This is a genomic window from Ruegeria sp. AE4 (assembly GCF_056542185.1).
The window spans coordinates 47,067-73,139 of record NZ_JBQFZK010000011.1 but is presented as its reverse complement, the minus strand read 5'-3'; the positions used below and the strand labels follow the sequence as shown (position 1 = coordinate 73,139).

At 60.8% G+C, this 26,073-nt stretch carries 23 protein-coding genes; 14 read left to right on the top strand and 9 right to left on the bottom strand.

The genetic code is table 11. The annotated features are described in order from the left end of the window. Positions 1–106: 106 nt before the first annotated feature. Genes zwf through ACR0EK_RS14060 form a run of 4 tightly spaced genes read left to right on the top strand, consistent with a single transcriptional unit; the run spans position 107 to position 5,239 of the window. Positions 107–1,552, top strand: coding sequence for a glucose-6-phosphate dehydrogenase (gene zwf, locus ACR0EK_RS14075; protein ID WP_480900279.1), 1,446 nt, complete (start codon positions 107–109; stop codon positions 1,550–1,552). 2 nt (positions 1,553–1,554) lie between these two features. Continuing rightward, entirely contained in the window at positions 1,555–3,360 is a 1,806-nt protein-coding gene (gene edd / locus ACR0EK_RS14070; RefSeq protein ID WP_480900277.1) for a phosphogluconate dehydratase, read from the top strand. 4 nt (positions 3,361–3,364) lie between these two features. After that, positions 3,365–3,997, top strand: a complete 633-nt coding sequence (locus ACR0EK_RS14065; protein ID WP_480870663.1) for a bifunctional 4-hydroxy-2-oxoglutarate aldolase/2-dehydro-3-deoxy-phosphogluconate aldolase — start codon at positions 3,365–3,367, stop codon at positions 3,995–3,997. 51 nt (positions 3,998–4,048) lie between these two features. Next, positions 4,049–5,239, top strand: a complete 1,191-nt coding sequence (locus ACR0EK_RS14060) for a pyridoxal-phosphate-dependent aminotransferase family protein (RefSeq protein WP_480539555.1) — start codon at positions 4,049–4,051, stop codon at positions 5,237–5,239. Between the two features lie 127 nt (positions 5,240–5,366). Here the strand turns inward: ACR0EK_RS14060 and ACR0EK_RS14055 are convergent, their stop codons facing one another. After that, on the bottom strand, positions 5,367–6,482 hold the full coding sequence (locus tag ACR0EK_RS14055) for a pyridoxal phosphate-dependent aminotransferase (RefSeq protein WP_480900274.1): 1,116 nt from the start codon (positions 6,480–6,482) through the stop codon (positions 5,367–5,369). Between the two features lie 90 nt (positions 6,483–6,572). On the opposite strand from ACR0EK_RS14055, the gene ACR0EK_RS14050 reads away from it, so the two are divergent. Together ACR0EK_RS14050 and ACR0EK_RS14045 are read left to right on the top strand one after the other, a co-directional pair. Further along, complete coding sequence (locus ACR0EK_RS14050; protein WP_480870667.1) at positions 6,573–7,643, top strand: SMP-30/gluconolactonase/LRE family protein; 1,071 nt, start codon at positions 6,573–6,575, stop codon at positions 7,641–7,643. A 66-nt stretch (positions 7,644–7,709) separates the two neighbouring features. Then, positions 7,710–8,492, top strand: a complete 783-nt coding sequence (locus ACR0EK_RS14045; protein WP_209505660.1) for a crotonase/enoyl-CoA hydratase family protein — start codon at positions 7,710–7,712, stop codon at positions 8,490–8,492. Here ACR0EK_RS14045 and ACR0EK_RS14040 read toward each other — a convergent pair whose 3' ends face one another. The 4 genes from ACR0EK_RS14040 to ACR0EK_RS14025 form a co-directional block, all read right to left on the bottom strand. Beyond that, the gene (locus ACR0EK_RS14040) at positions 8,493–8,825 is read right to left on the bottom strand and encodes a DnaJ family domain-containing protein (RefSeq protein WP_480507803.1); all 333 of its coding nucleotides are present in this window, start codon (positions 8,823–8,825) and stop codon (positions 8,493–8,495) included. A gap of 39 nt (positions 8,826–8,864) precedes the next feature. Then, positions 8,865–10,028 carry a benzoate/H(+) symporter BenE family transporter gene (locus tag ACR0EK_RS14035; protein WP_480870673.1) on the bottom strand — a complete coding sequence of 388 codons (1,164 nt, stop codon included), beginning with the start codon at positions 10,026–10,028 and terminating at the stop codon, positions 8,865–8,867. Positions 10,029–10,163: 135 nt separating this feature from the next. Beyond that, entirely contained in the window at positions 10,164–13,265 is a 3,102-nt protein-coding gene (locus tag ACR0EK_RS14030; RefSeq protein ID WP_480900272.1) for a valine--tRNA ligase, read from the bottom strand. A gap of 94 nt (positions 13,266–13,359) precedes the next feature. Continuing rightward, positions 13,360–14,259, bottom strand: a complete 900-nt coding sequence (locus ACR0EK_RS14025) for a phytanoyl-CoA dioxygenase family protein (protein WP_480900270.1) — start codon at positions 14,257–14,259, stop codon at positions 13,360–13,362. 164 nt (positions 14,260–14,423) lie between these two features. Between ACR0EK_RS14025 and ACR0EK_RS14020 the strand changes: the two genes are divergently transcribed. The 5 genes from ACR0EK_RS14020 to ACR0EK_RS14000 all read left to right on the top strand — a co-directional run bounded on the left by ACR0EK_RS14020 (position 14,424) and on the right by ACR0EK_RS14000 (position 19,713). Further along, complete coding sequence (locus ACR0EK_RS14020; protein ID WP_480900268.1) at positions 14,424–16,715, top strand: xanthine dehydrogenase family protein molybdopterin-binding subunit; 2,292 nt, start codon at positions 14,424–14,426, stop codon at positions 16,713–16,715. Then, complete coding sequence (locus tag ACR0EK_RS14015; RefSeq protein ID WP_209505670.1) at positions 16,693–17,769, top strand: DUF2235 domain-containing protein; 1,077 nt, start codon at positions 16,693–16,695, stop codon at positions 17,767–17,769. Before ACR0EK_RS14020 ends, ACR0EK_RS14015 begins: the two co-directional genes overlap by 23 nt. Positions 17,770–18,007: 238 nt before the next feature. Then, on the top strand, positions 18,008–18,361 hold the full coding sequence (locus ACR0EK_RS14010) for a hypothetical protein (RefSeq protein WP_480900266.1): 354 nt from the start codon (positions 18,008–18,010) through the stop codon (positions 18,359–18,361). Further along, positions 18,358–18,969, top strand: coding sequence for a hypothetical protein (locus ACR0EK_RS14005; protein ID WP_480900264.1), 612 nt, complete (start codon positions 18,358–18,360; stop codon positions 18,967–18,969). The genes ACR0EK_RS14010 and ACR0EK_RS14005 overlap by 4 nt, the downstream gene beginning before the upstream one ends. Positions 18,970–18,984: 15 nt before the next feature. Next, on the top strand, positions 18,985–19,713 hold the full coding sequence (locus tag ACR0EK_RS14000; protein ID WP_480900263.1) for a hypothetical protein: 729 nt from the start codon (positions 18,985–18,987) through the stop codon (positions 19,711–19,713). Positions 19,714–20,120: 407 nt separating this feature from the next. On the opposite strand, the gene ACR0EK_RS13995 is transcribed toward ACR0EK_RS14000, so the two are convergent. Continuing rightward, positions 20,121–20,690 carry a GcrA family cell cycle regulator gene (locus ACR0EK_RS13995; RefSeq protein ID WP_267363457.1) on the bottom strand — a complete coding sequence of 190 codons (570 nt, stop codon included), beginning with the start codon at positions 20,688–20,690 and terminating at the stop codon, positions 20,121–20,123. A 126-nt stretch (positions 20,691–20,816) separates the two neighbouring features. On the opposite strand from ACR0EK_RS13995, the gene ACR0EK_RS13990 reads away from it, so the two are divergent. Continuing rightward, entirely contained in the window at positions 20,817–21,620 is an 804-nt protein-coding gene (locus ACR0EK_RS13990) for an ABC transporter permease (RefSeq protein ID WP_209505676.1), read from the top strand. Here the strand turns inward: ACR0EK_RS13990 and ACR0EK_RS13985 are convergent. The 3 genes from ACR0EK_RS13985 to ACR0EK_RS13975 all read right to left on the bottom strand — a co-directional run bounded on the left by ACR0EK_RS13985 (position 21,617) and on the right by ACR0EK_RS13975 (position 24,261). After that, positions 21,617–22,852 (bottom strand): MFS transporter, encoded by a 1,236-nt coding sequence (locus tag ACR0EK_RS13985; RefSeq protein ID WP_480484540.1) that lies wholly within the window; start codon positions 22,850–22,852, stop codon positions 21,617–21,619. The two genes, ACR0EK_RS13990 and ACR0EK_RS13985, sit on opposite strands and share 4 nt — an antisense overlap. Positions 22,853–22,958: 106 nt before the next feature. Further along, positions 22,959–23,843, bottom strand: coding sequence for a DMT family transporter (locus ACR0EK_RS13980; protein ID WP_480900261.1), 885 nt, complete (start codon positions 23,841–23,843; stop codon positions 22,959–22,961). Between the two features lie 52 nt (positions 23,844–23,895). After that, positions 23,896–24,261 carry a MerR family transcriptional regulator gene (locus ACR0EK_RS13975; RefSeq protein ID WP_209505680.1) on the bottom strand — a complete coding sequence of 122 codons (366 nt, stop codon included), beginning with the start codon at positions 24,259–24,261 and terminating at the stop codon, positions 23,896–23,898. Between the two features lie 74 nt (positions 24,262–24,335). On the opposite strand from ACR0EK_RS13975, the gene ACR0EK_RS13970 reads away from it, so the two are divergent. Both ACR0EK_RS13970 and ACR0EK_RS13965 read left to right on the top strand, forming a co-directional pair. Next, entirely contained in the window at positions 24,336–24,596 is a 261-nt protein-coding gene (locus ACR0EK_RS13970; RefSeq protein WP_480773905.1) for a zinc ribbon domain-containing protein, read from the top strand. 242 nt (positions 24,597–24,838) lie between these two features. Then, positions 24,839–26,026 (top strand): acetylornithine transaminase, encoded by a 1,188-nt coding sequence (locus ACR0EK_RS13965; RefSeq protein WP_480773904.1) that lies wholly within the window; start codon positions 24,839–24,841, stop codon positions 26,024–26,026. Positions 26,027–26,073: the final 47 nt, after the last annotated feature.

Here is a 26,073-nt window from a genome sequence, read left to right as displayed (position 1 = left end):
CGCGCGGGCTTTTTATCACGCAGGCAATGTTAGCGGTAACAGTATGCCGCAGAGCCGTTTCATGCCGTGCTGAACTGATATCGGCAAACTCGAGAAGGAGCCTGTGATGGTTTCACGCGTAATTCCGGTAGAGCCGTTCGATCTTGTGTTGTTCGGCGCGACCGGGGATCTGGCGCAACGTAAGATCCTGCCGGGCCTGTACCATCGGTTCGAGGTCGGCCAGATGCCTGATGGGGCGCGGATCATCGGCACGGCGCGCTCGGATATCGACAGCGATGGGTTTCGCGATCAGGTCCGTGCATCGATGCAGGAATTCGCGCCGAAGTTCAAAAAGGACACATTGGACCGGTTCCTGTCCCATGTTGAATACGTGCCGGTGGATGCACTGGGCGATGCCGGATGGTCCGATCTGTCCAAGATGCTGCGCCCCGACGTGGTGCGGGCCTTTTACCTGTCAGTAGGTCCCAGCCTGTTTTCGGGCATTGCGCAGCGCCTGCATGACGCAGGTCTGGCCACGCCGGACAGCCGCATCGTTGTCGAAAAGCCTTTCGGCCATGACCTGGCCTCGGCCAAAGCGCTGAACGAAGGCTTGCGGGCGTGTTTCAAAGAACACCAGATTTACCGGATCGACCATTATCTGGGCAAGGAAACCGTGCAGAACCTGATGGCGCTGCGCTTTGCGAATTCCCTGTTCGAGCCGCTTTGGAACTCGACCCATGTCGATCATGTACAGATAACAGTGGCGGAAACCGTAGGGGTCGAAGGGCGCGGGGCCTATTACGATCAATCCGGCGCGATGCGGGACATGATCCAGAACCATCTGGTGCAATTGTTGTGCCTGACCGCGATGGAACCTCCGTCAAAGTTCTCTCCCAACGCGGTGCGCGACGAGAAGGTCAAGGTGATCGAGGCGCTGGAACCGGTCGAACCCAGGGATATCGCCCGTGGTCAGTATCGCACGGGCAAGGGCGGTGACGGATACCTTGATCACGTTGGCAAGCCGGCCAGCCGCACCGAAAGCTTTATTGCGCTCAAGGTCCATATCGGCAACTGGCGCTGGGCCGGGGTACCGTTCTACCTGCGCACAGGCAAACGCCTGCGCGCCCGTGCCTCTGAAATCGCGGTGTTCTTCCGCGACCCGCCACACACGATCTTTCCCAATGTCGGCCCGTTGCATGGCAACGTTCTGGTGATCCGCCTGCAACCTGACGAAGGCATCACCCTGCGCACAACGATAAAGGAACCGGGGCAGGGCGGGTTCCGCCTGTCCGATGTCGCTCTGGACATGAGCTTTGCCGACGCGCTGGGTGATGACTCGCAATCCCCGGACGCATATGAACGCCTGATCATGGATGTCATCCGGGGCGATCAGACCCTGTTCATGCGCGGGGACGAGGCCGAGGCCGCCTGGGCCTGGGTCGATCCCATCATTCACGGCTGGGAACAGCGCGGGGACAAACCTGCCAAGTACGATCAGGGCAGTTCAGGCCCCGAAGAAGCACTGATGCTGATGCATCGCGATGGGCGTCGCTGGCGTCAGATCGGAGGGTAATCATGGTTCACTCTGTCATTTCCGACGTCACCAAACGGATCATCGACCGCAGCGCCGGTCTGCGCGGCCCCCATATCGACCGGATGGAACAGGCCAGATCCAAGGGTCCCGCCCGTGCGCACCTGTCCTGCAGTGGTCAGGCCCATGCCTATGCGGGTGCGGGTGAAGACCAGCAATCCATGGCCACCGGCACGGCGGGCAATCTGGGCATCGTCACCGCCTATAACGACATGCTGTCTGCCCATCAGCCTTTTGAACGGTACCCCGCCCTGATCCGCTATGCGATCCGCGCTGCCGGAGGCACCGCACAGGTCGCGGGTGGCGTGCCAGCCATGTGCGACGGTGTCACCCAGGGCGAAGCAGGGATGGAATTGTCGCTGTTTTCACGCGACGTGATCGCATTGGCAACTGGCGTAGCACTCAGCCACAACACTTATGACGCGGCTGTCTTCCTCGGCGTCTGCGACAAGATTGTCCCTGGTCTGATCATCGGTGCGCAGGCGTTCGGGCATCTGCCTGCCGTGTTCCTGCCCGCAGGACCAATGACCAGCGGTCTGCCCAATGACGAAAAGGCCAAGGTCCGTCAGAAATTCGCTGCCGGAGAGGTCGGGCGCGACGAACTGATGGCCGCCGAAATGGCCGCCTATCACGGCCCCGGCACCTGCACTTTCTACGGCACCGCCAATACCAACCAGATGCTGATGGAGTTCATGGGCCTGCACCTGCCGGGCTCCAGCTTCGTCAATCCCAACACGCCCTTGCGCGACGCGCTGACCCAAGAGGGCGCGCGCCGCGCCCTGTCGCTCAGTGCGCTGGGAAACAGCTATACCCCGGTTTATCAGGTGCTCGACGAACGGGCCTTTGTGAACGGTATCGTCGGCCTGATGGCGACCGGAGGCTCGACCAATCTGCTGATCCACCTGATCGCCATGGCGCGCGCCGGGGGCATCGTGCTGGATTGGCAGGATTTTTCCGATATCTCCGCCGTTGTTCCACTGGTCGCGCGGGTCTATCCCAACGGTCTGGCCGACGTGAACCACTTCCACGCCGCAGGCGGGCTTGGGTTCACCATCGGCACGTTGCTCGAAGAAGGTTTGCTGCACCCCGATACGCTGACCGTCGCCGGGCAGGGCCTGCACAATTACACGCGCGAGCCCAAGCTGATCAATGGTGAGCTGACCTGGCAAGACGGCGCGGGCCACAGCCTGAATGACAAGATTGTCCGCCCCGCCCGCGACCCGTTCCAGCCCACCGGCGGCCTGTCGCGCCTGACCGGCAATCTGGGCACAGCCGTCATGAAGGTCTCGGCCGTCGCGCCAGAACATCAGGTGGTCGAGGCTCCGGTCCGCGTTTTCCACGACCAGGACGCGGTCAAGGCAGCCTTCAAGGCTGGCGAGTTCACCGGTGACGTCATCGTCGTCGTGCGCTTCCAGGGCCCCAAGGCCAACGGGATGCCGGAACTGCACTCGCTGACGCCCATGCTGTCGATCCTGCAGGGCCGGGGGCAGAAAGTGGCGCTGGTCACCGATGGCCGCATGTCTGGCGCATCCGGCAAGGTGCCCGCCGCCATCCATGTCGTCCCCGAGGCGCTCGACCGCGGCCCCATTGCATACCTTCAGGATGGTGACATCCTGCGCGTTGACGCGGTCAGGGGTGATCTGGAAATCCTCACTGAGGGCGTTCTGGACCGCGCGCCCGTCACCGCCGACCTGTCCGCCAATCAACACGGTACAGGGCGCGATCTTTTTGGCGCGTTCCGCCAGAATGTCGGCTCGGCCGACACCGGTGCCAGCATTTTCGGAGTTTAACCTCATGTCCAAATCCCAACGCACCCGTGAAATCTGCGCACTGGCCCCGATCGTTCCGGTTCTGGTTGTCGATGACGTCGCGCAGGCCCGCCCGCTGGCCGAGGCATTGGTCGCCGGCGGTCTGCCAGCGCTTGAGGTCACTTTGCGCACGCCCGCCGCGCTCGACGCGATCCGCGCGATGGCCAAGGTGCCCGGCGGCGTGGTCGGCGCAGGTACGCTGGTCACACCGGAAGACGTCCGCGCCGCCAAAGAGGCGGGCGCGCAGTTCGGCGTCTCTCCGGGCGCAACCGACGCGCTCATCGCGGCGTGCGAGGCCGAGGGCCTGCCGCTGCTGCCCGGCGCGGCCACGGCCAGCGAAGCGATGGCATTGCTGGAAAAAGGCTATGACATGCTGAAATTCTTCCCGGCCGAGGCCTCGGGCGGCGCGCCCGCACTCAAAGCCATCGGCGCACCCCTGCCGCAGATCAGCTTTTGCCCGACAGGCGGGGTGTCGCCGTCCAACGCCCGTGACTACCTGTCCCTGTCCAATGTGATCTGCGCCGGTGGCAGCTGGGTCGCGCCCAAGCAGATGGTCGAAAGCGGTGACTGGGCCGGGATCGAAACACTTGCGCGCGAGGCATCCAAGCTGGCGGATTGACGTCGCGAAGCCCCTCGGTAATGTGGGCGTCAACTCAGACAGGTTGACCCCATGACACAGACATCTGCCCTCTCCCAGGGGCGAACTTATTTGGCGATCCCGGGCCCTTCGGTGATGCCGGACGCAGTCCTGCAGGCGATGCATCGCCCGTCGCCCAATATCTACGATGGCGCGCTCATCGACATGATGCCCGACCTGACCCGCGATCTGCGCCGGGTTGCTCGTACAGGCCATGACGTTGCCATCTATATCGCCAACGGTCACGGCACGTGGGAGGCCGCTCTGTCCAACGTGATCGCCCCCGGCGAAACCGTTCTGGCTCCTGCCTCGGGCCGGTTCACCCATGGCTGGGCCGAGATGGCCGAAGGCATCGGGGCAAAGGTGCAACTAATCGATTTCGGCACCTCATCCGCCTGGGATCTCGACCGAATTGCCGACGCATTGCGCGCGGATAAAAGCCGTCAGATCAAGGCTGTTCTCGCGGTTCATGTGGACACATCAAGCTCGATCCGCAACGATATCCCGGCACTGCGCAAACTGCTCGACGATCTGGACCACCCGGCGCTGTTGATGGCCGATTGCATTGCCTCGCTGGGATGCGACCGGTTCGAGATGGATGAATGGGGCGTCGATGTCACGGTCACCGCCTGCCAGAAAGGCCTGATGACCCCCGCAGGCACAGGCTTTGTCTTTTTCAACGACAAAGCACAGGCCAAGCGGGCCGCCATGCCGCGTGTGTCGCGATACTGGGACTGGCAGCCGCGCGCCAATCCCGACCTGTTCTACCAGTATTTCGACGGTACCGCGCCGACGCATCACCTCTATGGTCTGCGCGCCGCGCTCGACCTGATCCATGCGGAAGGGATCGAACAGGTCTGGGCCCGCCATGAGCGTCTGGCTACTGCCATCTGGGCGGCCTGCGAAACATGGGCCGAAGGCGGCGCGCTGCATCTGAACGTTGCCGACCGCGACCACCGCAGCCATGCCGTTACAGCCCTGCGCCTGACCGGAGGGCGCGGCACGGCCCTACGCGCGTTCACCGAACATCAACTGGGCCTGACATTGGGCATTGGCCTTGGGATGGAGGATTACGACAGCTGTTTCCGCCTCGGGCATATGGGCCATGTCAACGGGCAAATGGTGATGGCGATGCTGGGCGGTATGGAAACGGCCATGGCCGCGCTTGATATCCCCCGTGGCAAAGGCGCGCTCGAGGCCGCCGCCGCCGTCCTGGCCGCCTGATACACGTCAGACGAACAGCGCTGATCCGCCCCTTCATCTGGCCAAAAATATCCTCGGGGGGAATCGCGCATTGCGCGATGGGGGGGCAGACAGCCCCCCTTTGCCCCGTTGGCAAGACAGACCAGCGCTAGCCCGTCTTTGCCCGCACCTCTGCTAGCGCCTTGGGCAAGGCGGCCGCAAAAGCATCCAGATCTGCTGTTTCACCACAGCTTACCCGGATGCACCTGTTCTGGGGCGCTGCAAACGGCATCCGAACAAACAGACCCCGCGCAACCAAAGCCTCCAGTACCGCTCTGGCGAATTCTCCATCCCGCCCGCAATCAATCGTCACGAAATTGGTGGCCGAGGGCAACGGCTCCAACCCGTTCTCGCGGGCAATTGTCCCTATCCGCTCACGCGCCTCGGCGATCTGTGTTTGAATGTGCTCCAGCCAGGCGCCATCCTGCAACGCGGCCAGCGCCCCGGCCTGCGCCGCGCGGTTCATGCCGAAATGGTTGCGCACCTTGTTAAAGGCTGCGATCAGGTCGGGCGCTCCAATGGCATAGCCAACCCGCGCGCCCGCCATGCCATAGACCTTGGAAAATGTCCGCATCCGGATCACGCGAGGGTCGTCTGCGCTGACGGGTGCCGCTGTCCCATCTGGCGCGCATTCCACATAAGCCTCATCCAGAATCAGCAGGCAACCGTCGGGCAGGGCATCCATCGCCGCCACGATATCCGCGCCGGAATGCCAGCTGCCCATCGGATTGTCCGGATTGGCCAGATAGACCAGTTTTGCACCCACCTCGGCCGCCTTCGCAAACAGGGCCGCCGGGTCCTCGTGATCCCCGGCATAGGGAACCTTGTGCAGAACGCCACCGAACCCGGCCACATGATAATTGAACGTCGGATACGCCCCGTCCGAGGTTACAACCGCATCCCCGGGCCCTACAATCAGACGCACAAGATAACCCAGAAGCCCGTCAATCCCTTCGCCTACGACGATATTTTCGGGGGTTACCCCATGATACTCGGCCAAAGCATGGCGCAGATCGTGATTCTCGGGATCGCCATACATCCAGATATCAGACGCGGCCTGCTCCATAGCCCGGATCGCGCGGGGCGAGGGGCCAAACACGCTCTCGTTGGCGCCAAGACGGGCAATGAACGCCGTGCCGCGCTGACGCTCTTGCGTTTCGGGGCCCACAAAGGGCACGGTGGCGGGCAGGGATTGGGCAAGCGGGGTGTATCGAGGTCCTGTCATGCCTGCAGATAACCCCAAGCCCGAGCTTCGGGCAAGCGCGCACCTCATCCCGCGCGTCAGAACGTATTGAAACACAAGTAAGGAGCGCAGATGCGCATACTGTCTGCCATTGTTCTTCTGGGCCTTGCCTATCTTCTGTTCTGGCCCGTTCCCGTTATCCCCGTCGCCGTTGAGATGCCTGAAGATGCCGGTTTCACAGGGGATTTCGCAGAAAACACCGCGCTGGACGCCGCGCAGCTGATCCGCCTGCCGGATGGGGAAACCGGCCCCGAAGACATCGCCATCCTGCCCGGCGGTGCGGTCTATACGACCAGCCGGTCCGGCACGCTCTATCGCATAGACGGGGCTGACCCTGTTGTGGTCGACCAGCTTGGCGGGCGTCCTCTGGGCCTCAGGGCCGGGCCGGATGGCGCGCTATATATTGCCGACAGCTTTCGCGGGGTGATGCGCTGGACCGGGCCGGGCACGCTTGAATCCGTGGTGGCCGATATCGACGGTGCGCCCGTGGTCTATGCAAACCAACTGGATGTGGCACAGGACGGCACGATCTATTTTTCGAACTCCTCTGACCGGTTCGATCCCGAAACCATGGGTGGGACCAAGCCGACCTCGGTCCTGACCATCTGGGAACAATCCAATACAGGCTATGTCGCCCGTCACAACCCCGATGGCCGCACCGAAAAGATTGCCACTGGGTTCGTCTATACCAATGGCATTGCGCTCTCACCTGACGCAGATTTCCTGTTGATCGCCGAAACCGGCCGCGCACGGGTGCACAAGCTGTGGCTCAGCGGGCCGAAAGCCGGTCAGCAAGAGGTCTTGCTGGACAACCTGCCGGGCTATCCCGACAATCTCGAAGCACAGGGCGATGGCACCTACTGGATGGCCTTTGCCAGCCCGCGCGTTCCGTCCGAGGCGCTGATGCCATACCCCTTCCTGCGCAAGGTGGTCTGGCGGCTGGGCCCGGCTGTGCGCCCCGCGCCGATCCACCGGGGTATGCTGGTGCAGTTCGACGGTGAAGGCACGATCCTGCGCACGCTACAGGATCCGCAGGGCCGTATTGGCATCACGACAGGGGGCCGGATCGTGGGCGATCAGTTTTATGTCATGACGCTTGATTCCCCCTGGTTCGGGCGGATGCCTGTCAGCGATATGCCCTGACGTCGCAGTGGAAATCGGCGTCCCGTCCGGGCATGGTCGCCGCAACTGAATTTCGGGAGGTCCCCCATGTCACGCGTATCCGTTACCTATCAAGACCATGTTGCCCATGTCACCCTGACCCGGGGTGACAAGATGAACGCGCTGGATGACGCGATGGTCAAGGCATTGCTCTCTGCCGGGCAAGAGGTCGCCGCCTCGGACGCCCGCGCCGTGGTTTTGTCGGGCGAGGGGAAAAGCTTCTGCGCCGGGCTCGACATGGCAAGCTTTGCCAAGATGGCTCATATGGACCCCACCGAATGGCTGATGACCCGCAGCCACGAAGATGCCAACGAAATGCAGGAGCTTGCCCTGATCTGGCGTCGCGTACCGGTGCCGGTGATCTGCGCCATTCAGGGTGTCGCCTATGGTGGTGGCCTGCAAATTGCGCTGGGCGCGGATATCCGTATCGCGCACCCCGAGGCGAAACTGGCGGTGATGGAGATGAAATGGGGTATCATCCCCGATATGGGCGGCATGGTTCTGCTGCCCCGGCTTGTGCGTTCGGACGTGCTGCGTCTGCTGACCTACACGGCCCGGCCCATCGGTGCGCAGCAGGCGATGGATTGGGGGTTGGTCACGCAGCTTTCAGATGATCCGCTGACCGAAGCTCTGGCCATTGCCGAGAATATCGCCGGTCAAAGCCCCTCGGCTATCCGCGCCGCCAAGCGGCTGATCGAAGTGGCCGAAACCCAGCCCCGCGCGGACGTTCTCAAGGCGGAATCCGCCGAGCAGGTGGAGCTGATCGGCAAGCCTCATCAGATGGAGGTCGTGATGGCGCAGATGCAGGGCCGCAAGCCCGAGTTCAAGTGATCAGCGCATGAAGGCCCGCCGTGCATCGCGGGCCATGTTGTAACGCATTTCCAGATCAGCGATTTCCGACATCGCGGCCCGGCGTTCCGCGGGGTCGGTCAGGGCCGGATACGCTTTGCGGGCCGCATCCAGTTTCTTTTTTATGTCGAACTCTTCGGGCAGAACCCCGGCTTGCGCCATGATCCGGTGCCCGGCGGCGATGGCCGGATCGCCCTGCGCCTCGCCGGACCGGTCGGGCAGGGGGTGACCTTCGCCGACAAGGCCCTGCAACTGCCCCTCGGCCTGTGCCTTTTTGATCTGGCGCTCCACCAGTTTTCCAAGTGAACCGAACATGGCGCAACTATACCCGGTAAGGGCGGGATACGAAAGCGGCTACCGAATTCTGTTGCTCACCAGATAGGCCAGCCCGCCGACCAGAAGGCCCCAGACCGCCGCGCCCAGCCCAAAGACCGAGATACCCGATGCGGTGATCGCAAAGGTCAGCATCGCGGCCTCACGCTCGGCCGGAACCTCAAGTGCTGCGAAAATCGAATTGGCCAGAACGCCGATCAGGGCGACACCGGTCAATGTCCCCATCAACAGCGGATCGGCATGGGATGCAAAGCCGGTAATCGCCGCGGCAAAGATACCGAATACACCATAGAACACCCCACCCATGATGGCCGACCAGTACCGTTGCGCGGGATCGGGGTGGCTGTCCTCGTTGGAACACATCGCAGCGGTGATCGCCGCAAGGCAGGTGGCAGGCGCACCAAACGGAGCCGATAACAGGCTCGCCCCACCCACGGATGAAAACAGCCTGCCCGGAGCCGGGGTATAGCCAAAGCTGCGCATCACCGCGATGCCGGGAATATTCTGGGTCGCCATCGTGACGATGAACAGCGGGATGGCGATCCCGATGGTCGAGGCCAACGAAAAACTGGGCGTGGTCCAGACCGGTGCCGCCAGCCATCGCGCCGGGGTCACCGATGCGTCGCCTGCGTTCAGCACGACAACCAGCGCGGCGGCGAAAACGGCCGCCGGAACAGCGAACAGCCGGTTGATCCGGCCTGCGATGAACCATGTCAGGATCACCGGCAGGGCTTGCGCGGGCAATTCGACTGCGGCCTGAAAGGGCAGAATGCAAAGCGGCAGCAGAACGCCCCCCAGCATGGCCTGTGCCAGAGTCGTCGGAATGGCGGCCGCCAGCCGCCCCAATGGCCGCCAGAGCCCGGCCAGCACCGTCAGCGCCCCTGCACACAGGAAGGCGCCCGTTGCTTCGGCAAACCCTAGCGCCGGTGTCGCGGACACCGCCAGCAGCGCCGCCCCTGGCGTCGACCAGGCGACGCTGATCGGTTGCCGGTACCACAGGCTCAGCACAATGGCGGTCAGTCCCATTGCGATGGCCGCCATCATCAGACCCGAGGCCGCCTGCGCCGGAGACGCCCCCATCGCGGCCAGCCCCTGCAACACGATAGGAAATGAACTGAAGAATCCGACAATGGCGACAACAAGCCCGGTCGAGACTGTCTGGAGCGGTGGGGCAAACTGGGTCATGACAGCCTCGGGCGGTTGGGGTTGGTGATTGCTAACAAGCGGCGGCAGGGGCGGGCAAGGTCTGAACGCGCAAAAGAAAACCCCGCCGGATCAGCGGCGGGGTTCGGGGTATGAGTATTTTTGAAAAGATGAAGATCAGGCGATCTCGGCCAGACGGGCCAGCGCCTCGTTCAGCTTGGCTTCTTCTTCCTCGCGTGCGGCGAGGTTGGCTTTGGCTTCCTCGACCACCTCGTCCGGGGCCGAGGCCACGAATTTGGGGTTGTTCAGACGCCCACGCAGGCCACCCAGTTCCTTGGCCAGCTTGCCCTTTGCTTTCTCCAGCCGCTCCTTTTCCGCGCCAATGTCGATGATATCCGCCAGCGGCAGGCCGAAGGAGGCTCCGGGAGCGGCAATCGAGATGGTGCCCTTGGGCAGCGCGTCCGCGCTGGTCAGGCTGTCGATGCGGGCCAGACGTTTGATCAGCGCCTCGTTGCGGTCCCACGCGGCTTGTCCGTTTGCGTCGATCTCGGTCACCAGCATCGGCACGTAGAGACCCGCAGGTACCCGCATCTGCGCACGGGCCGAGCGGGTGTTCTCGATCACCGAGATCACCCAGTTCATTTCACGATCCGCATCGGCGTCGACCAGTTCCGTGCCGTAGGTCGGCCAGTCAGCGTGGACGACCATTTTCGCGCGGTTGCCGGTCAGGCCCCACAGCTCTTCGGTGACGAAGGGCATGATCGGGTGCAGCAGAACCATGCACTGATCCAGAACCCAGCGCATGGTGGCGCGGGTTTCGGCCTGTGCTTCGGCGTCGTCACCCTGCAGCAGGGGTTTCGACAGTTCCACGTACCAATCGCAGACCTTGCCCCAAACAAAGGCGTACAGGCCGTTGGCGGCATCGTTGAAGCGATAGCTCTCCAGCGCCGCGTCGACCTCCGCCCGCACACGGGCGGTTTCGCCGATGATCCAGCGGTTTACGGCGGCCTTGGGCTGCAGGTCGGCCACGTCCAGTTGCGGGACGGCGTCGGTAAAGACCTCGTTCATCTCGGCAAAGCGGACGGCGTTCCACAGCTTGGTGCCGAAGTTGCGATAGCCGGTGATGCGTTCACGCGACAGTTTCAGCACGCCGCCAATCGCCGCCATCGAGGCATTGGTGAACCGCAGCGCGTCGGCACCGAACTCGTCGACGATTTCCAGCGGGTCGATGACGTTGCCGGTGGTCTTGGACATCTTCTTGCCCTTCTCGTCGCGGACGAGCTGGTGCAGGTAGACGGTGTGGAACGGGATTTCATTCACTACGGCCAGTTGCATCATCATCATCCGGGCGACCCAGAAGAACAGGATGTCGAAGCCGGTGATCAGAACGTCTGTCGGGAAATAGCGGTGCATTTCCTCGGTATCTTCGGGCCAGCCCAGCGTGCCGATGGGCCAGAGGCCGGATGAGAACCAGGTGTCGAGGACGTCGGGGTCGCGAATGAGACTAACATCTTGGATCGGTCCAAAGTTGATAGATCCAATAAAGGCCTCGCTTCCCCGTGATGAGCCTTCCATTGGCGGCATCTCGATAAAGTCTATCTCATAACCGAGCGCATCAGCATAAAACTTGGCGGCTTTGGTCTTCGCTTCTGCGAATGTTGGAGCGCAAAAAGGTTGTCTTTCTGCTTGATGCGAGACTGTGCCATCCTTGATCCCTGGCCCATACCAAACCGGAATCTGATGTCCCCACCACAGCTGGCGCGAGATGCACCAGGGCTCGATGTTTTCCAGCCAGTGGTAATAGGTTTTCTCGCCCGATTCAGGGATAATCTTGACCGTGCCATCCTTGACCGCATCCAGCGCAGGACCGACGACCTTTTCGGCATCCACAAACCACTGGTCGGTGAACATCGGCTCGATGACGACTTTCGAGCGGTCGCCAAAGGGTTGCATGATCGGTTTGCTCTCGACCAGTGGGACAAGTGCCGGGCTGAAGTCCTGCCCACCGTCTTCGCCCTCTGTAGGCCGGGCTTCAGCCCAGCTCGATCCCAGACGCGGATCGTCCGCTGGACACATAACAGCCAGACCTTCGCGGGTGATCTCTTCGACCACCTTGGCGCGCGCCTCGAACCGGTCTAGTCCGCGCAGGTGATCCGGGATCAGGTTGATCGCGTCGATCTCATTCTCGGTGAACGCTTTGCCGCGCGCGTATTCCTGCGCCTTGCCCGCCTCTTCGGCGTAAGGCGCGCCATCAGCCCGCATCGCGCCCTTGGTGTCCATCAGGCGGTACATCGGAATGCCGCAGCGCCTGGCGACCATATTGTCGTTGAAGTCATGCGCGCCGGTGATCTTCACCGCGCCCGAGCCGAAGTCGGGATCGGGATACTCATCGGTGATGATCGGAATCTGGCGGCGATGCTCTTTCGGTCCAACCGGGATTTCGCACAGTTTGCCGACGATCGGCGCGTAGCGCTCATCCGACGGATGGACGGCCACGGCACCGTCGCCCAGCATGGTTTCAGGGCGGGTCGTCGCGATCGAGATATAATCCCGCTCTTCGCGAAGGATTACATTCCCATCTTCATCTTTTTCCAAATACTCATATGTCTCGCCGCCCGCCAAAGGGTACTTGAAGTGCCACATGTGGCCCGGCGTTTCAATATTCTCGACCTCAAGGTCCGAAATCGCCGTCTCGAAATGTGGGTCCCAGTTGACCAGTCGCTTGCCGCGATAGATCAGGCCCTTCTCGTACATGTCGACAAAGACCTTGATAACGGCATCATGGAAGTTGGGTGAGTTTTCGTGCCCGGTGCGTGGGTCACCTGGTGCGCCCGCCATGGTAAAGGCATTGCGCGACCAGTCGCAGGAATTCCCCAACCGCGTCATCTGTTCGATAATCTTGCGGCCGTATTGCCCCTTCCAATCCCAGACCTTGGCCAGAAACTCCTCGCGCGCGTAGTCGGTGCGCTTCTTGCCCTCTTCGGCCATCAGTTTCTTTTCAACCTGCATCTGCGTGGCGATGCCGGCGTGGTCCTGACCAGGTTGCCACAGAGTGTCGAACCCGCGCATCCGGTGCCAGCGGATCAGAATATCCATCAGTGTATGGTTAAAGGCATGTCCCACATGCAGCGCGCCGGTCACGTTGGGCGGTGGCAGCATGATGCAAAAGCTCTCATCACGCGAACGGTTCGCGCCTGCCTTGAAGGCTCCGGCCTGTTCCCAGGCCTCATAGATACGGGCCTCGGCCTCGGCCGCGTTGAATGTCTTTTCCATCGCCATGGGATGCGTCCTGCGTCAACAAATTCGGGTCAGCGCCTGCAATAGCGAATGGAGACGGGAAGGGGAAGGCCCTGCGCGGCGACGATTGCCGATGTCACCCCGTGCCGGTCGCCTCGTTTCCGTACAGGTGCGTGCTTTGCGCCGCGCCTTGTGTCATCGCCTTGGCCTGATCCTCTCGAATGCGGGCATGAAGCGCCAAGGCTGGCGGCGAAAACAATTCGGTCGGTGGTTCGATGAGGATGAAATTGCCCACCCGGTCTTCGCCGCGCGCCAAGACCGCGTAATCGCGGTCCGCCACTTTTTGCTGCGCGTTCGGGTTCAGATACCGGATTGCCAGCCCGATCCGCCGATCGTCCGACATATTGGGTCCCGAGCCATGGATTGTGAGGCCATGGTGCAGCGACATTTGACCCGGCTGCAATTCGATATGCGTTTTGTCCTCGTCTGCCACATCCACAGCCACCTCTTGCCCGCGCGACAGCAGGTTGTTGTCTGAAAACGTGTCGTTATGGGGCAGGATCGGGTTCTTGTGGCTGCCCCTGACAAAGTCCATGCAGCCGCTTGCAATCGTGGCAGGCGACAATGCGATCCATGCGGTCATCTGATCCGGTGTTTCGCCCATCCCCCAATAGGTCAGGTCCTGATGCATTCCCACCACCTGAGTCGTGCGTGGCTCTTTGATGAACAGTTCCGCAGACCACAGCAGCAAGTCCGGTCCCAGTATTCCTTCGACGACGTCCAGAACCCTGGGGTCCAGTGCGATACGGGCGACCAGCGGCATCACCACATGGGCGTTCAGGCGTTTGTACATGTTCAGCGGCAGCGGAAGGTCAGCCACGCGCCAGGTCTTCTCGATCTGCTCCAGCTCGGCCCGGAACTGTTCGGTCTCATCCGGTGAAAAGACTGTAATGGGAAAGGCAAACCCGTCTTGCCAATACGCGTCGACCGATGGGGCGTCCAGGCGGCCCTGTGACAGGGAAATGGGTTCGGGCATGGGGGACCTCCGGCAGGCTGTATCTTAAAACAGCCTACGAATCCCTCTGCGGCTCCCGCAATCCTGTTTACGACATCGGTGTCGCCACACGCTTTCATGCAAGGCGCTGGACATAAGCAAGCACAGGGCTAGTGTCGCCATCAAGGCAGCGACAGGAGCATCCCATGGAAAAATTCGGCAAAAGCCAGCCCGTCAAACGGACCGAAGATCAGCGGTTCCTGACCGGGCAGGGGCGCTATATGGACGATGCCGTGCCCGGCAATGCGCTGTTTGCCGCTTTCTTCCGCAGCCCAGTGGCCCATGGCGATATCACTGCGCTGGATCTTGAATCCGCGCGGAGCGCCGACGGGGTGCGGCTGGTCATAACATTGGACGATCTTGCCGCCTCGGGCATCGACACGGTGATGAATGCAGCAACCTTGACCAACCGCGACGGGACCGGCTCTGCCGCGCCGGATCGGCATATGCTGGCCAAGGACCGTGTGCGCTTTGTGGGCGAACCCGTGGCCGTTGTCATCGCGGATACGCTGGTACAGGCGCAGGACGCGGTCGAGCTGATCTGGATGGATATCCGGGAACGCCCCGCCAAGCTGGACGTGAAAGCGGGGGGTGAGGCCCTGCACCCGCAAGCGCCCGACAATCGCGCGTTTGACTGGGGTCTGGGTGATGAGGCCGCGACCAAGGCCGCCTTTCAGGCCGCCGCCCATACCGTGTCGCTGAACGTGCACGACAACCGCGTCATCATCAGCTCGCTCGAGCCGCGGGGCTGTCAGGCCGATTGGTCTGGCGGGCGTCTGCACTTTTCCTATGGCGGGCAGGGTGTCTGGGCGATGAAGGCACAGCTGGCGCAAAAGCTGAAACTCGATGCGGATGCGATCCGTGTCACCACCCCGGATGTGGGGGGCGGGTTCGGCATGAAGGTGATGCCATATCCCGAATATTTCTGCGTGGCCGTGGCCGCGATGAAACTAGGCCAGCCCGTGCACTGGATGTCCGACCGGTCCGAGGCAATGCTCTCCGATCACCACGGCCGCGACCTGACCTCTCTGGCCGAGCTGGCCTTTGATGCAGACCACCGGATCACCGCCTACCGCGTCCACAGCAAAGTCAACCTTGGTGCCTATAACAGCCATTTCGCGCAGGCGATCCAGACAAGCCTGTTCAGCAAGGTGCTGATGGGGGTCTATGACGTTCAGACCACCTATCTCCGGGTCGAGGGGTTCTATACCACGACAACACAGGTCGACGCCTATCGCGGTGCCGGACGTCCCGAGGCGATCTATGTGCTGGAACGCGTGATGGACCGCGCCGCACGCGAACTGGGTCTTGACCCGTGGGAGTTGCGGCGCAAAAACTTCATCAGATCCGGCGATTTCCCCTACACCTCTGCCACGGGTGAAACCTATGATGTCGGCGATTTCGACATGGTCCTGCGCCGCGCGGCCAGCCAGACCAGCGGGTTCGAAGCCCGCAAGGCCGCCGATGCCGAACGCGGTCTGATCCGGGGGCAGGGTCTTTGTTACTATATCGAAAGTATTTTGGGGGACCCTTCCGAGAACTCGAAGGTCGAGTTTTGCGAGGATGGCACGGTGAACCTTTATGTCGGCACACAATCGAACGGGCAGGGGCACGAAACGGTTTATGCTCAGTTCCTGTCCGATCAGACCGGCGTCCCGATGGACAGGATCACCGTCATTCAGGGTGATACCGACCGGCTTGGCCATGGCGGCGGAACCGGTGGCTCGCGCTCGGTGACGGTGCAAAGTACCGCGACCCTCGCCACCATTGACAAAATGATCGCCGCATTCACGCCTTATCTGGCCGATAAGATGGGGGTCGAGGACAGTGATGTGCGATTTGACCATGAAACATTCCGCGCGCCGGGCTCGAACCTAACGCCGACCCTGACCGAAGCCGCGGCCATGGCCCGAGCTGACGGGCGATTGGACTTGCTGACGCATGAGTCCCGCGCGCAACTGGATGCCCGCAGCTATCCCAACGGCGCGCATGTTGCCGAGGTCGTGATCGATTCCTTCACCGGCGAAACCCGTGTGGACCGCTACACCGTGGTTGATGATTTCGGAAATCTTATCAACCCGATGCTGGCCGAAGGGCAGGTGCATGGCGGGGTGGTTCAGGGCATCGGGCAGGCGCTGTCGGAACATGTGGTGCATGATGATCACGGACAGCTGCTCACGGCATCGTTTATGGATTACGCCTTGCCCCGCGCGGTGGACGTACCCATGATAAAGTTTACCTCGGCGCCGGTGCCGTCAACTTCCAACCCGATGGGGATGAAAGGATGCGGCGAGGCCGGCACGGTGGGCGCTCTGGCCGCTGTGGCAAATGCGGTTCAGGACGCGCTCTGGGATCACGGGGTGCGGCAGGCGGATATGCCTTTCACACCTCACAAGGTTTGGGAATTGCTGACGCATGAATCTGTCGCGGCTAAGTAGGAAGGTTCTGGGATGGCTCGGGCGGCCCTTACGGTCCGAGCACTCCGCCGAAACGCGGCACCGCGAGCCGATCAGCCACGTGATTATCCTAGATGGCACCATGTCCACCCTCGAACCGGGGTTCGAAACCCATGCCGGACAGACCTATCGCCTGTGCTGCGAAATGGGCAGCAAGGTGTCGGTGTTCTACGAGGCAGGCGTGCAGTGGGAAAGCTGGAAATCCACCATGGACGTGATGATGGGCCGGGGCATCAACCGCCAGATTCGCCGCGCCTATGGCTATCTGGCGTCGCGCTACAAGCCCGGTGACCGGATTTATTTCATCGGCTATTCCCGTGGAGCCTACGGCGTGCGCAGCCTGGCCGGGGTGATCGACATGATCGGCCTGCTCAAGGCCGAACACGCGACCGAGCGGAACATCCTGCAAGCCTACCGCCACTATGAATGCAATGTCAGCGGCACCGCAGCCCGCGATTTCCGCCGCAAGTTCTGCCATGACAACGTCAAGATCGAGATGGTCGGTGTCTGGGACACGGTCAAGGCGCTGGGCCTGCGCCTGCCGCTTCTGTGGCGCTGGGCCGAGGATCGCCATGCCTTTCACAACCACCAGCTGGGCCCGGCCACTCTGCATGGCTATCACGCGCTGGCCCTCGACGAAACGCGCGAGGTGTTCGAGCCGGTTCTGTGGCGATGCAAGCCCGAGTTCAATGGCCATGTGGAACAGGTCTGGTTCCGCGGCACCCACGGCGATATCGGCGGCCAGTTGAACGGCTATGAAGAGGCCCGCCCGCTCAGCAATATCTCGTTGATCTGGATGCTGGACAAGGCCGAGATGCACGGGCTGCCGATGCCCGAAGGCTGGCGCACCCGTTTCCCGACGGATGCCCATGCGCAATCGGTTGGAACCTGGCGCGGCTGGGGCAAGATCTTTCTGCTGCGCAAACACCGCAAGGTCGGGCGGGACCAGTCGGAACGCCTGCATGTCTCGGTCGCACCGGATGAATTGCCGGGCTGGGTGGCGATGCCGAACCTGCCGACACATCCCGCGCAGTGAAAGGCTACCATGTGCCAGTGGCACCAAGATCACCTGCACTTCAATGTCAGGTTCGAGCCCAAGTTCCTCATTGGTCAGGTCGCAGCTAATGACCGATTTATTGGAGGTGCTGGAAAAAATTGCACGCTTAAGCCTTTCTCACTGATTATCAGCATGGGTTGACTACAAGTTTGTCAAACGCAACACTGCTGCTGCGCAATGATTTTTCGTATTAACTGATTAATTAGGTTGAAACAGAATGGCCGCTATTGCACCCGATATTTCTCCAGAAGCATTTGTTAAGGTCGCCACTGTCTTGGAACGATGGGGTGCAAATCACCCGCTTCCTGATGTTGCGGTAATTGCCACCTCCGAGACATCTAGCATTACGCCCCGCGAAATATCGAGCGCCATGACTGAGGTACTCTCGAATGATGGAGCTGTGGATAAAATCACCCCGCCCGCGAAAACCGTGCGGGTCCTGTTTAGTGCGGCGGTTTTCGAAGTAGAGGTGGCCAAGACCCAAGCAGAGTTGATCGAAGAATTACTTGAGGAATTTAGGAAAGATATCGAGCGTTGGAGTGGATCAGATGAGCCGGGGCGCGTTAGATGAAGATATTAGTGGTAAGGCCTGCAGATGACTCCGCAGCGCAAGAGGCTGCAACCTGGGGTCAAGCGATATTGAATTATACGTCGCCCGGGCAGGGAACCGATATCGCAGGGGCAGCTGCGAGTAGAACTGCCGTGCAAACCGACCTTTCGACCCATGATCATCTTTTTTGGTTCGGTCACGGTCTAAAAGATGAGTTGATCGCGAACGGCAATTCTATTGTCGATAGCACAAATATTGGTCAACTCGGTCACGGTATGGTTGTGGCAATTGCTTGCTATTCGGCAATCACTTTGGGACCAGATGCAGTGGCGACCGGGGGCTGTGACAGTTATCTTGGATTCGATGATGAACTTGTATGGCAACCAAAGGTGCCTCTGCCCACTCAACTTGCAATCACCAACGGACTCAAATGTATTTTCACGATGTCTCACGACATCGGCTGTGCGAAGCAACAGTTGTATGAAGAATTTGATGAACTGCAAGATCACTTCAAACAGAATGGCGCATCATATGGATTGTCGAACGGAGAAGTTTGTTTTGCTTGGATGGCAGCCAAGAACAACATGCACAGTCTCCAGCTTCTGGGTGCTTCTGGTACGAAAATTTGAGAGGACATTTAATTCATGGCTTTGATTCAAAACGGATCCATTAAGGATTTTACCCTTTCCAAACAGGAAAGACCTCAGGAAGGTATCGCTTCGAGCTTTTCTCTTTCGAAATCTGAAGATGATAACGTAACAGAAACGTTTTTCGTTGAAAGTGCGGACATTCGTGGCCTCACGCTTTCTGAGCTGGAAATGTCAGAGGGGTTCCCCAACTTTCTTCAACGATTGTTCCGTCTCGACACCGAATTATACTTTCTTGCGTGGACTTGGGATATGAAGGGACTGCACCTTTATCCAGGTACAATCAGTACTCCAGATTCATGCATCATTCCCCTCAATCAGAACCAAAATGTTCGTCGTTTTATTGGTCAAGGCACAGTGCTTTTCCCGCCTCAAACCGTGCGTTCCGGTTTAGCCGTTCGTGTCCAAGTATGGGAGTCAAAAGAGGATCGGCGCAAATTTGGTGAGTTGATGCAGCGTATTGCCGTGATCGCCAACCAAAGTGATCTAAAGCAAATCGTGACCGCTGCTGCCGTTGCGACCACAGGCCTAGCAGCGGGGACAATTCTTTTGGCGCAGCAAGCAGCTGTCGCCCTGACTGATGCAATCGGTGGCGCGCTTGCCGAATCATCGGATGAGCTCGTTGATTATTTTGAAGGTTACTACTCGGCTTCTGAACCATGGACTCCGGGAGCTGTGCGCTACGAAGGACAAGGAAGCGCAATCGAGCTAAACCACATTACCTAGGCATCTGTTCGTTTCTAAATCGAAATTCTTTAACTTGGATGTTTTTTTGAACGCATTCTCCGCGATGCGTACGTGTGTCGGCTATCACTCTAGCGCAAAAAACTCGACTATTGCGCATCATCTACGTTGAAATGGTCTGAATTGAGTGTGCAGAATCAGATCGCTTGTAAATCGGCCCGTTTTGGTCGGTCATGGAAGCGGACATCGGCTCAAAGGCAGCTCTGTCCGCAAAGTTGACGCTCCGAACTAAAACACCTTCGCAGCATTCAGCGAGGGTGTTTTCTTTGTAAGAGCTCGTTACGTCTTGCGTCGTTCTTGACTATGCAACGCCTCCGGTAAGAGGCGTGGCGAAACGCCTGCGCCCTTTTCACGTTCCATAGACAAGATTTAGGTTCTTGTGTTCGCAATTACCGCCGCCGGTCGCGGCGCGAGCTCATGGGTTGGAAGGCCACGCCCACATGCGCCTCGCAATAGGGTTTGCCTGCCTCAACCGGCAGTCCGCAGAACCAGAAATCCTCGGTCGCGGGGTCGCCCACGGGCCACTTGCAGGTTTTCTCGGTCAGTTCCATCAGCGTCAGCTTCTTGGCTTTCTTCTCGATCTCGTTGACCTTGGCCAGCGCCTCGGGGCTGATTTCGTTGGCCGAAGGCTGCGGCGGCAGCGGCTGACCGGCCGGGATGATCTGGCGGCGCGCCGGAACGGCGGGTTTCGCCTCGGCAGCAGCAGCCGGGCGCGCCGGTTCTGTCTTTGGCATGGGTCTGGGCTTGGCTTCGGCCTTGGGCGCGGGTGCCGGTTTCTCTTTCGGTTCGGACTTGGCCGGGGCTGCGCCTGCTGTCCGGTTGGACAGGCCCAGGCGGTGGACCTTGCCAATCACCGCGTTGCGGGTCACGCCACCCAGTTCCTTGGCGATCTGGCTGGCCGACTGGCCTTCGCCCCACATCTTCTTCAGCAGTTCTACGCGCTCGTCTGTCCAGGACATCGTCAGCCTTTCAAAAGCGGAAAGCGGCCCCGGATTCGGGCCGCCTTGGGAATTCGTCTCAGCCCCCTATTCTAAACACTGCAGCCCGAGTTACAAGCTGTCTTCGAATCAGGTTGAGGGCAAAGCATGCAGAATCCCGCAGAACAGACCGAACGCAGCTTTGGGGCGGTCAACTGGATGGGGCTTTACACGCTGGCGCAGCGCGAAATCCGGCGCTTTCTTTCGGTCTGGACCCAGACCGTTCTGGCGCCTCTGGTCACGGCTGGCCTGTTCCTGCTGATCTTCACCATCGCCATTGGGCCCAGCCGCCCTGACGTCATGGGCGTGCCGTTTGTGGTCTTTCTGGCACCGGGGATCCTGATGATGACTGTGATCCAGAACGCCTTTGCCAATACCTCCTCTTCGATGGTGATTGCCAAGGTGCAGGGCAATATCGTCGACACGCTGATGCCGCCGCTGTCCCCGCTCGAGATCCTGCTGGGGTATCTCGCCGGTGGCATCGCCCGTGGCCTGATGATCGCGCTGGTGATTTCAGTTGCGTTGCTGGTTTTGCTGTCCATCGCGCCCCAGCACCCGTTGATTGCACTGATCTTTGTTGTTCTGGGGGGCGCCTTCATGGGCGCACTGGGCCTGTTTGCCGGGATCTTTGCAAACAAATTCGATCAGATGGCCGCGATCACCAACTTCATCGTCACGCCATTGGCCTTCCTGTCGGGCACCTTCTATTCGGTCGAGGCGCTGCCTCCTGTCCTGAACCGCCTGACCCATCTGAACCCGGTCTTCTACCTGATCGATGGGCTGCGTTACGGCATGATCGGCGTGTCCGACAGCTCACCGTGGTTGGGCATGGCGGTTTGTGGCTTTGCCACGCTGGCCATCGGGTTGATCACCTGGCAAATGCTGCGCACCGGTTATCGGCTAAAGGCTTAACCGGTCTCTGCCAACCTGTCGGGCGGCAGGGAAGGCTTGGATTCGCCCAGCCGCGGATGCAAGCGGGCCGACACAGCCCAAGCGCCAAACAGGGCAATCCCGCCTGCCGCGAACACACCGGCCACCGGCGCCACCAACAAGACCAGAGATGCAACACCGGGCGTCAGAATGCCCGAGACATCGCGGTAACTGGAATAAATCGCCGACATCTCGGTTCGCTCAGACGGTTTAACGGCCATAAGGAAGGGCAATCCGGCGCAGATATCCAGAACGATCAGCCAGACAGACCCCAGAACCAGCGCAGCCACCGAGGCAACCGGCCATCCCGCGACCAATCCGGCTGCGAAAAAGCAGGCCCCCGCGGCGGCAAACCCGATGCGAACAGCCGACCTGAGCGACCGCGTCTGGACCCAGCGCAGGATCAACGGGGCGGCCAGCAGCATGGCGTTAGTGCATGACAGAAGGATGCCGCCCAGTTGTTCTCCCAGCCCGTTTTGGATGGCGAAAATGGGCAGGTAGACCACATATATCCACCACCCGCAGGACCGGATCATTGCAAACAGATATCCGGCAACCAGTCGGGGTTGGACAAAGAACCGGGGAAGAAAGGCCAACGGGTTCTTGGCCGGACCACGAGCCTTGGTGATCAGCTTGCCATTGCCCAGACGCATGCGCCAGAACTGCGCCAGCATGACCAGCGCCGCTCCGGCACTGATGACAAACGGGGCAGGGCGCCAAAGCTCCATCAGCAGAACACCGGCCATTGGGCCGCCCGTCCATCCCAAAGCGCTGTAGAACATGCGGCTGGTCTCGCACCGGCCAAGTTCGATCTTGCTGATGTAATCCAGCACATAGGTGTTGAAGCAGATGAAAGTGACAACCGCGGCCATGGTATTCAGGGCCAACGCGCCGACCACGGCCTCGGGGCTGCCCACGATCGCCAGCGATGCACCGCAGATGAACATGACGCAACCGGTGGAATAGGCCCATCTGCGCGGTACAAAACGGATCAGGAACGGCACCATCAACCCGACCAGCAGGGACAGGATGCCAATCAGGAAATACAGGAATGACACGGACGAGGCATCGCCCAGCGCCCGGTACATCGCCAGCGGAAAGACCGAAATCAGAATACCGCGCACCACGGCTTCGATTCCGGCCAGAATCCCGAAATCGCGCACCGATGGGGCAGGCGCGTGGCGTACCCATTCAGGTATTCGGCGTTCATGCATAACAAACTCGCAAATCAACTCAGCCCAGAATGCGCCGGTCACCTCGCCATTCATGGGGATTTGCGACACAAAGGTCGCCCCTGAACCGCAAGGGCGGTTTTTTCTGTCAGGTCCGGCGGTTTACCGCCTCGCGCCAGACCAGGATCAGCCCTCCGGTCAGGATCGTGACCGCGCCAATCAGGCTGATCCGGTCGGGGATCACATCAAACACCGCAAAATCGTACAGCGCGGCGAAAATCAGTGTGGCATAGCTGATCGGGGCCACGAATGACGCGTCCGCACGTGCCATGCCGTTGATGAAACAAACCTGCGCGCAGGCCATCAGCAGGCCGATCCCCACCAGCGCAACCCATTGCTGTGGCGTAGGCATGTGAAACACAAAGCTGACCGCGACCGTGGCGATCACCAGCCCCATCGTGTTGTTGATCAGCAGAATCTGGATCGGGGCCTCGCGCCCCGACAGTTTCTTGATAAAGATCAGCTCCATCCCGATAAACGCCGCCGCAGCCAGCGCCAGAAGGGCGGCGGGCTGAAAACTTGCAGGTGTCGGGCGCAGCAGGATCACCGCACCCACAAGGGCCACGGCCGCCGCCAGCCAGCGCCACGGGCCGACGCGTTCCCCCAACAGCGGAATGGCCAGAACCATGCCAAAGACCGGGTTCAGAAAGGAGATCGCCGTCGCATCCGCCATCGGAATGAACGCAACAGACGCGAACATCAACGTCACCCCGGCCCAGCCAAAGCTGGTTCGCCCGACATGCAGCCCCCAATGGGGCCGCCCCAGCCGGGGACGAAGCACTGCGACCGCCGACAGGATGGCAAGCAGGGCAAACAGAAACCGCCCGTGACTGATTTGCATCGCGTGCAAGGGTGGCCCGAGTGTATCCGTCCCCAAGGCCTTGGCCAACAGCGTCGTCGCCGCGATAAAGGCGGTCGCGACAAAGATCAGCCCTGCGGCCAAAGCAGGATTTTGCGCCTTCGGGGTGAACATGGGCGAAAGCGGTGCGCCAAAACGGGTGCCTTGGCAAGACGCAATTCTGCGCTCAGCGCAAAACCGGTGGGGCCGCCAGCGCCGCCTTGGCTTGTTTGAGGCTGTCCAGAAACCGCTCTGCCCGCACAATCCGCGCTTCGACCTCGTCAATCCGGTCCTGCAAAAACGCCTCGCCGTCAAAGCTGTCGGGATCGGCGGCTTCCAACTGCCCCAGCAACATGACCAGTTCTGCAATGCTGATGCCTGCCGCCTGTGCATCGGCTACCTGTTCCAGCGTGATCAGCGCGTCTTCGGGATAGTCGCGATAGCTGTTTGTGTTGTCCGGCCCCGGGCCTGACCGGATCAGCCCTTGGCGTTCATAAAACCTCAGCGTGTCACGGCTCAGCCCGCTGCGCCGCGCAAGTTCCCCGATCCGCATGTTTCAAAACCGTTGACTCAACTCCATGGTTTTGATCCTATGTCAGACAGTCATTCTCTGCAAGGACATGCACCATGGGTCCCAAATGCCAAAGTTGCGGCATGCCGCTGTCAAAAGATCCCCAGGGCGGCGGGTCCGAAGCTGACGGCGGGCGCAGCACGCGTTACTGCTCGCTGTGTTACGAAAACGGTGCATTCCGCCATCCCGACGCTTCGCTGGAAGAGTTCCAGTCTCATTGCGTCGATGCCCTCGTCGCCAAAGGCATGCCCCGCATCCTTGCCTGGGCTTTCACCCGCGGTATGGGCAAGCTCGACCGCTGGCGCCCGGCGAAATGATCCGGCGGTAATTTTGACGCGGCGGCAATAATAGGGTTTTCAGGCTGTCTTTTCACGTCTATAGAGCGGCCATGATCAAACGCGCACATATCCAGCTGCTCCGACGCCGACGCCTCTTTGCGTAATCGGCCTGTTTGATCCCATGTGCCTGCCAAATTGGCACAAATCTCACCAAATCTGTTGACGAACCGGGCCTTCGTGTATCACTCACGAGGCTCAAACGACCCGAAAAGGATGATCCCATGATCCCGTCCGTTCTGCCGACCTATAACCGCGCGCCCCTGTCATTTGTAAAGGGCGAAGGCGCCTGGCTGACCGAGGCGGATGGCCGACGTTTTCTGGACCTTGGCGCAGGGATCGCGGTGAACGCACTGGGCCACGCCCATCCGGCACTGGTGGCCGCCCTTACGGAACAGGCCCACGCGCTGTGGCATGTCTCGAACCTCTACAACATCCCGCAACAGCAGGCACTGGCAGACAAGCTGGTCGAACACACCTTTGCGGATACGGTATTCTTTACGAATTCCGGTACCGAAGCCTGTGAACTGGCCGTGAAAATGGCCCGCAAGTATTTCTATGACAAAGACCAGCCCGAACGGGTTGAGATCATCACCTTCGACGGCTCCTTCCATGGCCGGTCGTCGGCGGGCATCGCAGCGGCCGGGTCTGAGAAGATGACCAAAGGCTTTGGCCCGCTTCTGCCGGGCTTTGTCCACGTCGCCTTCGGTGATCTCGACGGTGTCACCGACGCCATCACCGAAGATACCGCAGCCATCCTGATCGAACCGATTCAGGGCGAGGGAGGCATCCGCCCCGTGCCTGACGCCGAACTCAGGGCCCTGCGCGCCATTTGTGACGAACACGGTCTGCTGCTGATCCTGGACGAGGTGCAATGCGGCGTCGGTCGTACCGGCAGGCTCTTCGCCCATGAATGGGCCGGGATCACCCCGGATATCATGATGGTCGCCAAAGGCATCGGCGGCGGTTTCCCTCTCGGTGCCGTGCTGGCAACCGAAGATGCGGCTTCCGGCATGACCGCAGGTACGCATGGCTCCACCTATGGCGGCAACCCGCTGGGCTGCGCCGTGGGCTGTGCTGTGATCGATCAGGTCGCCACACCCGCCTTTCTCGAAGGTGTCAACCGCAAGGCCGGCCTGTTGCGCCAGAAACTCGAAGGCTTGGTTGCCGATCACCCCGAGGTCTTCGAAGAGGTGCGCGGATCGGGCCTGATGCTCGGCCTGAAATGCAAGGCGCCGAATATTGATGTGGTCAATGCGGGCTATGACAATCTGGTCATCACCGTCCCCGCCGCCGACAACGTCATCCGCCTGCTGCCGCCCCTGACCCTGACCGAGGATGACATCGCCCAGGCCATGATCCGCCTCGAAAAGGCCGTCAATCAGATCGAAACCCAGCTCGCAACTGCCTGAGCTTCATCTTTTCCCAAATACTCCGGGGGTGTGGGGGCTGGCCCCCA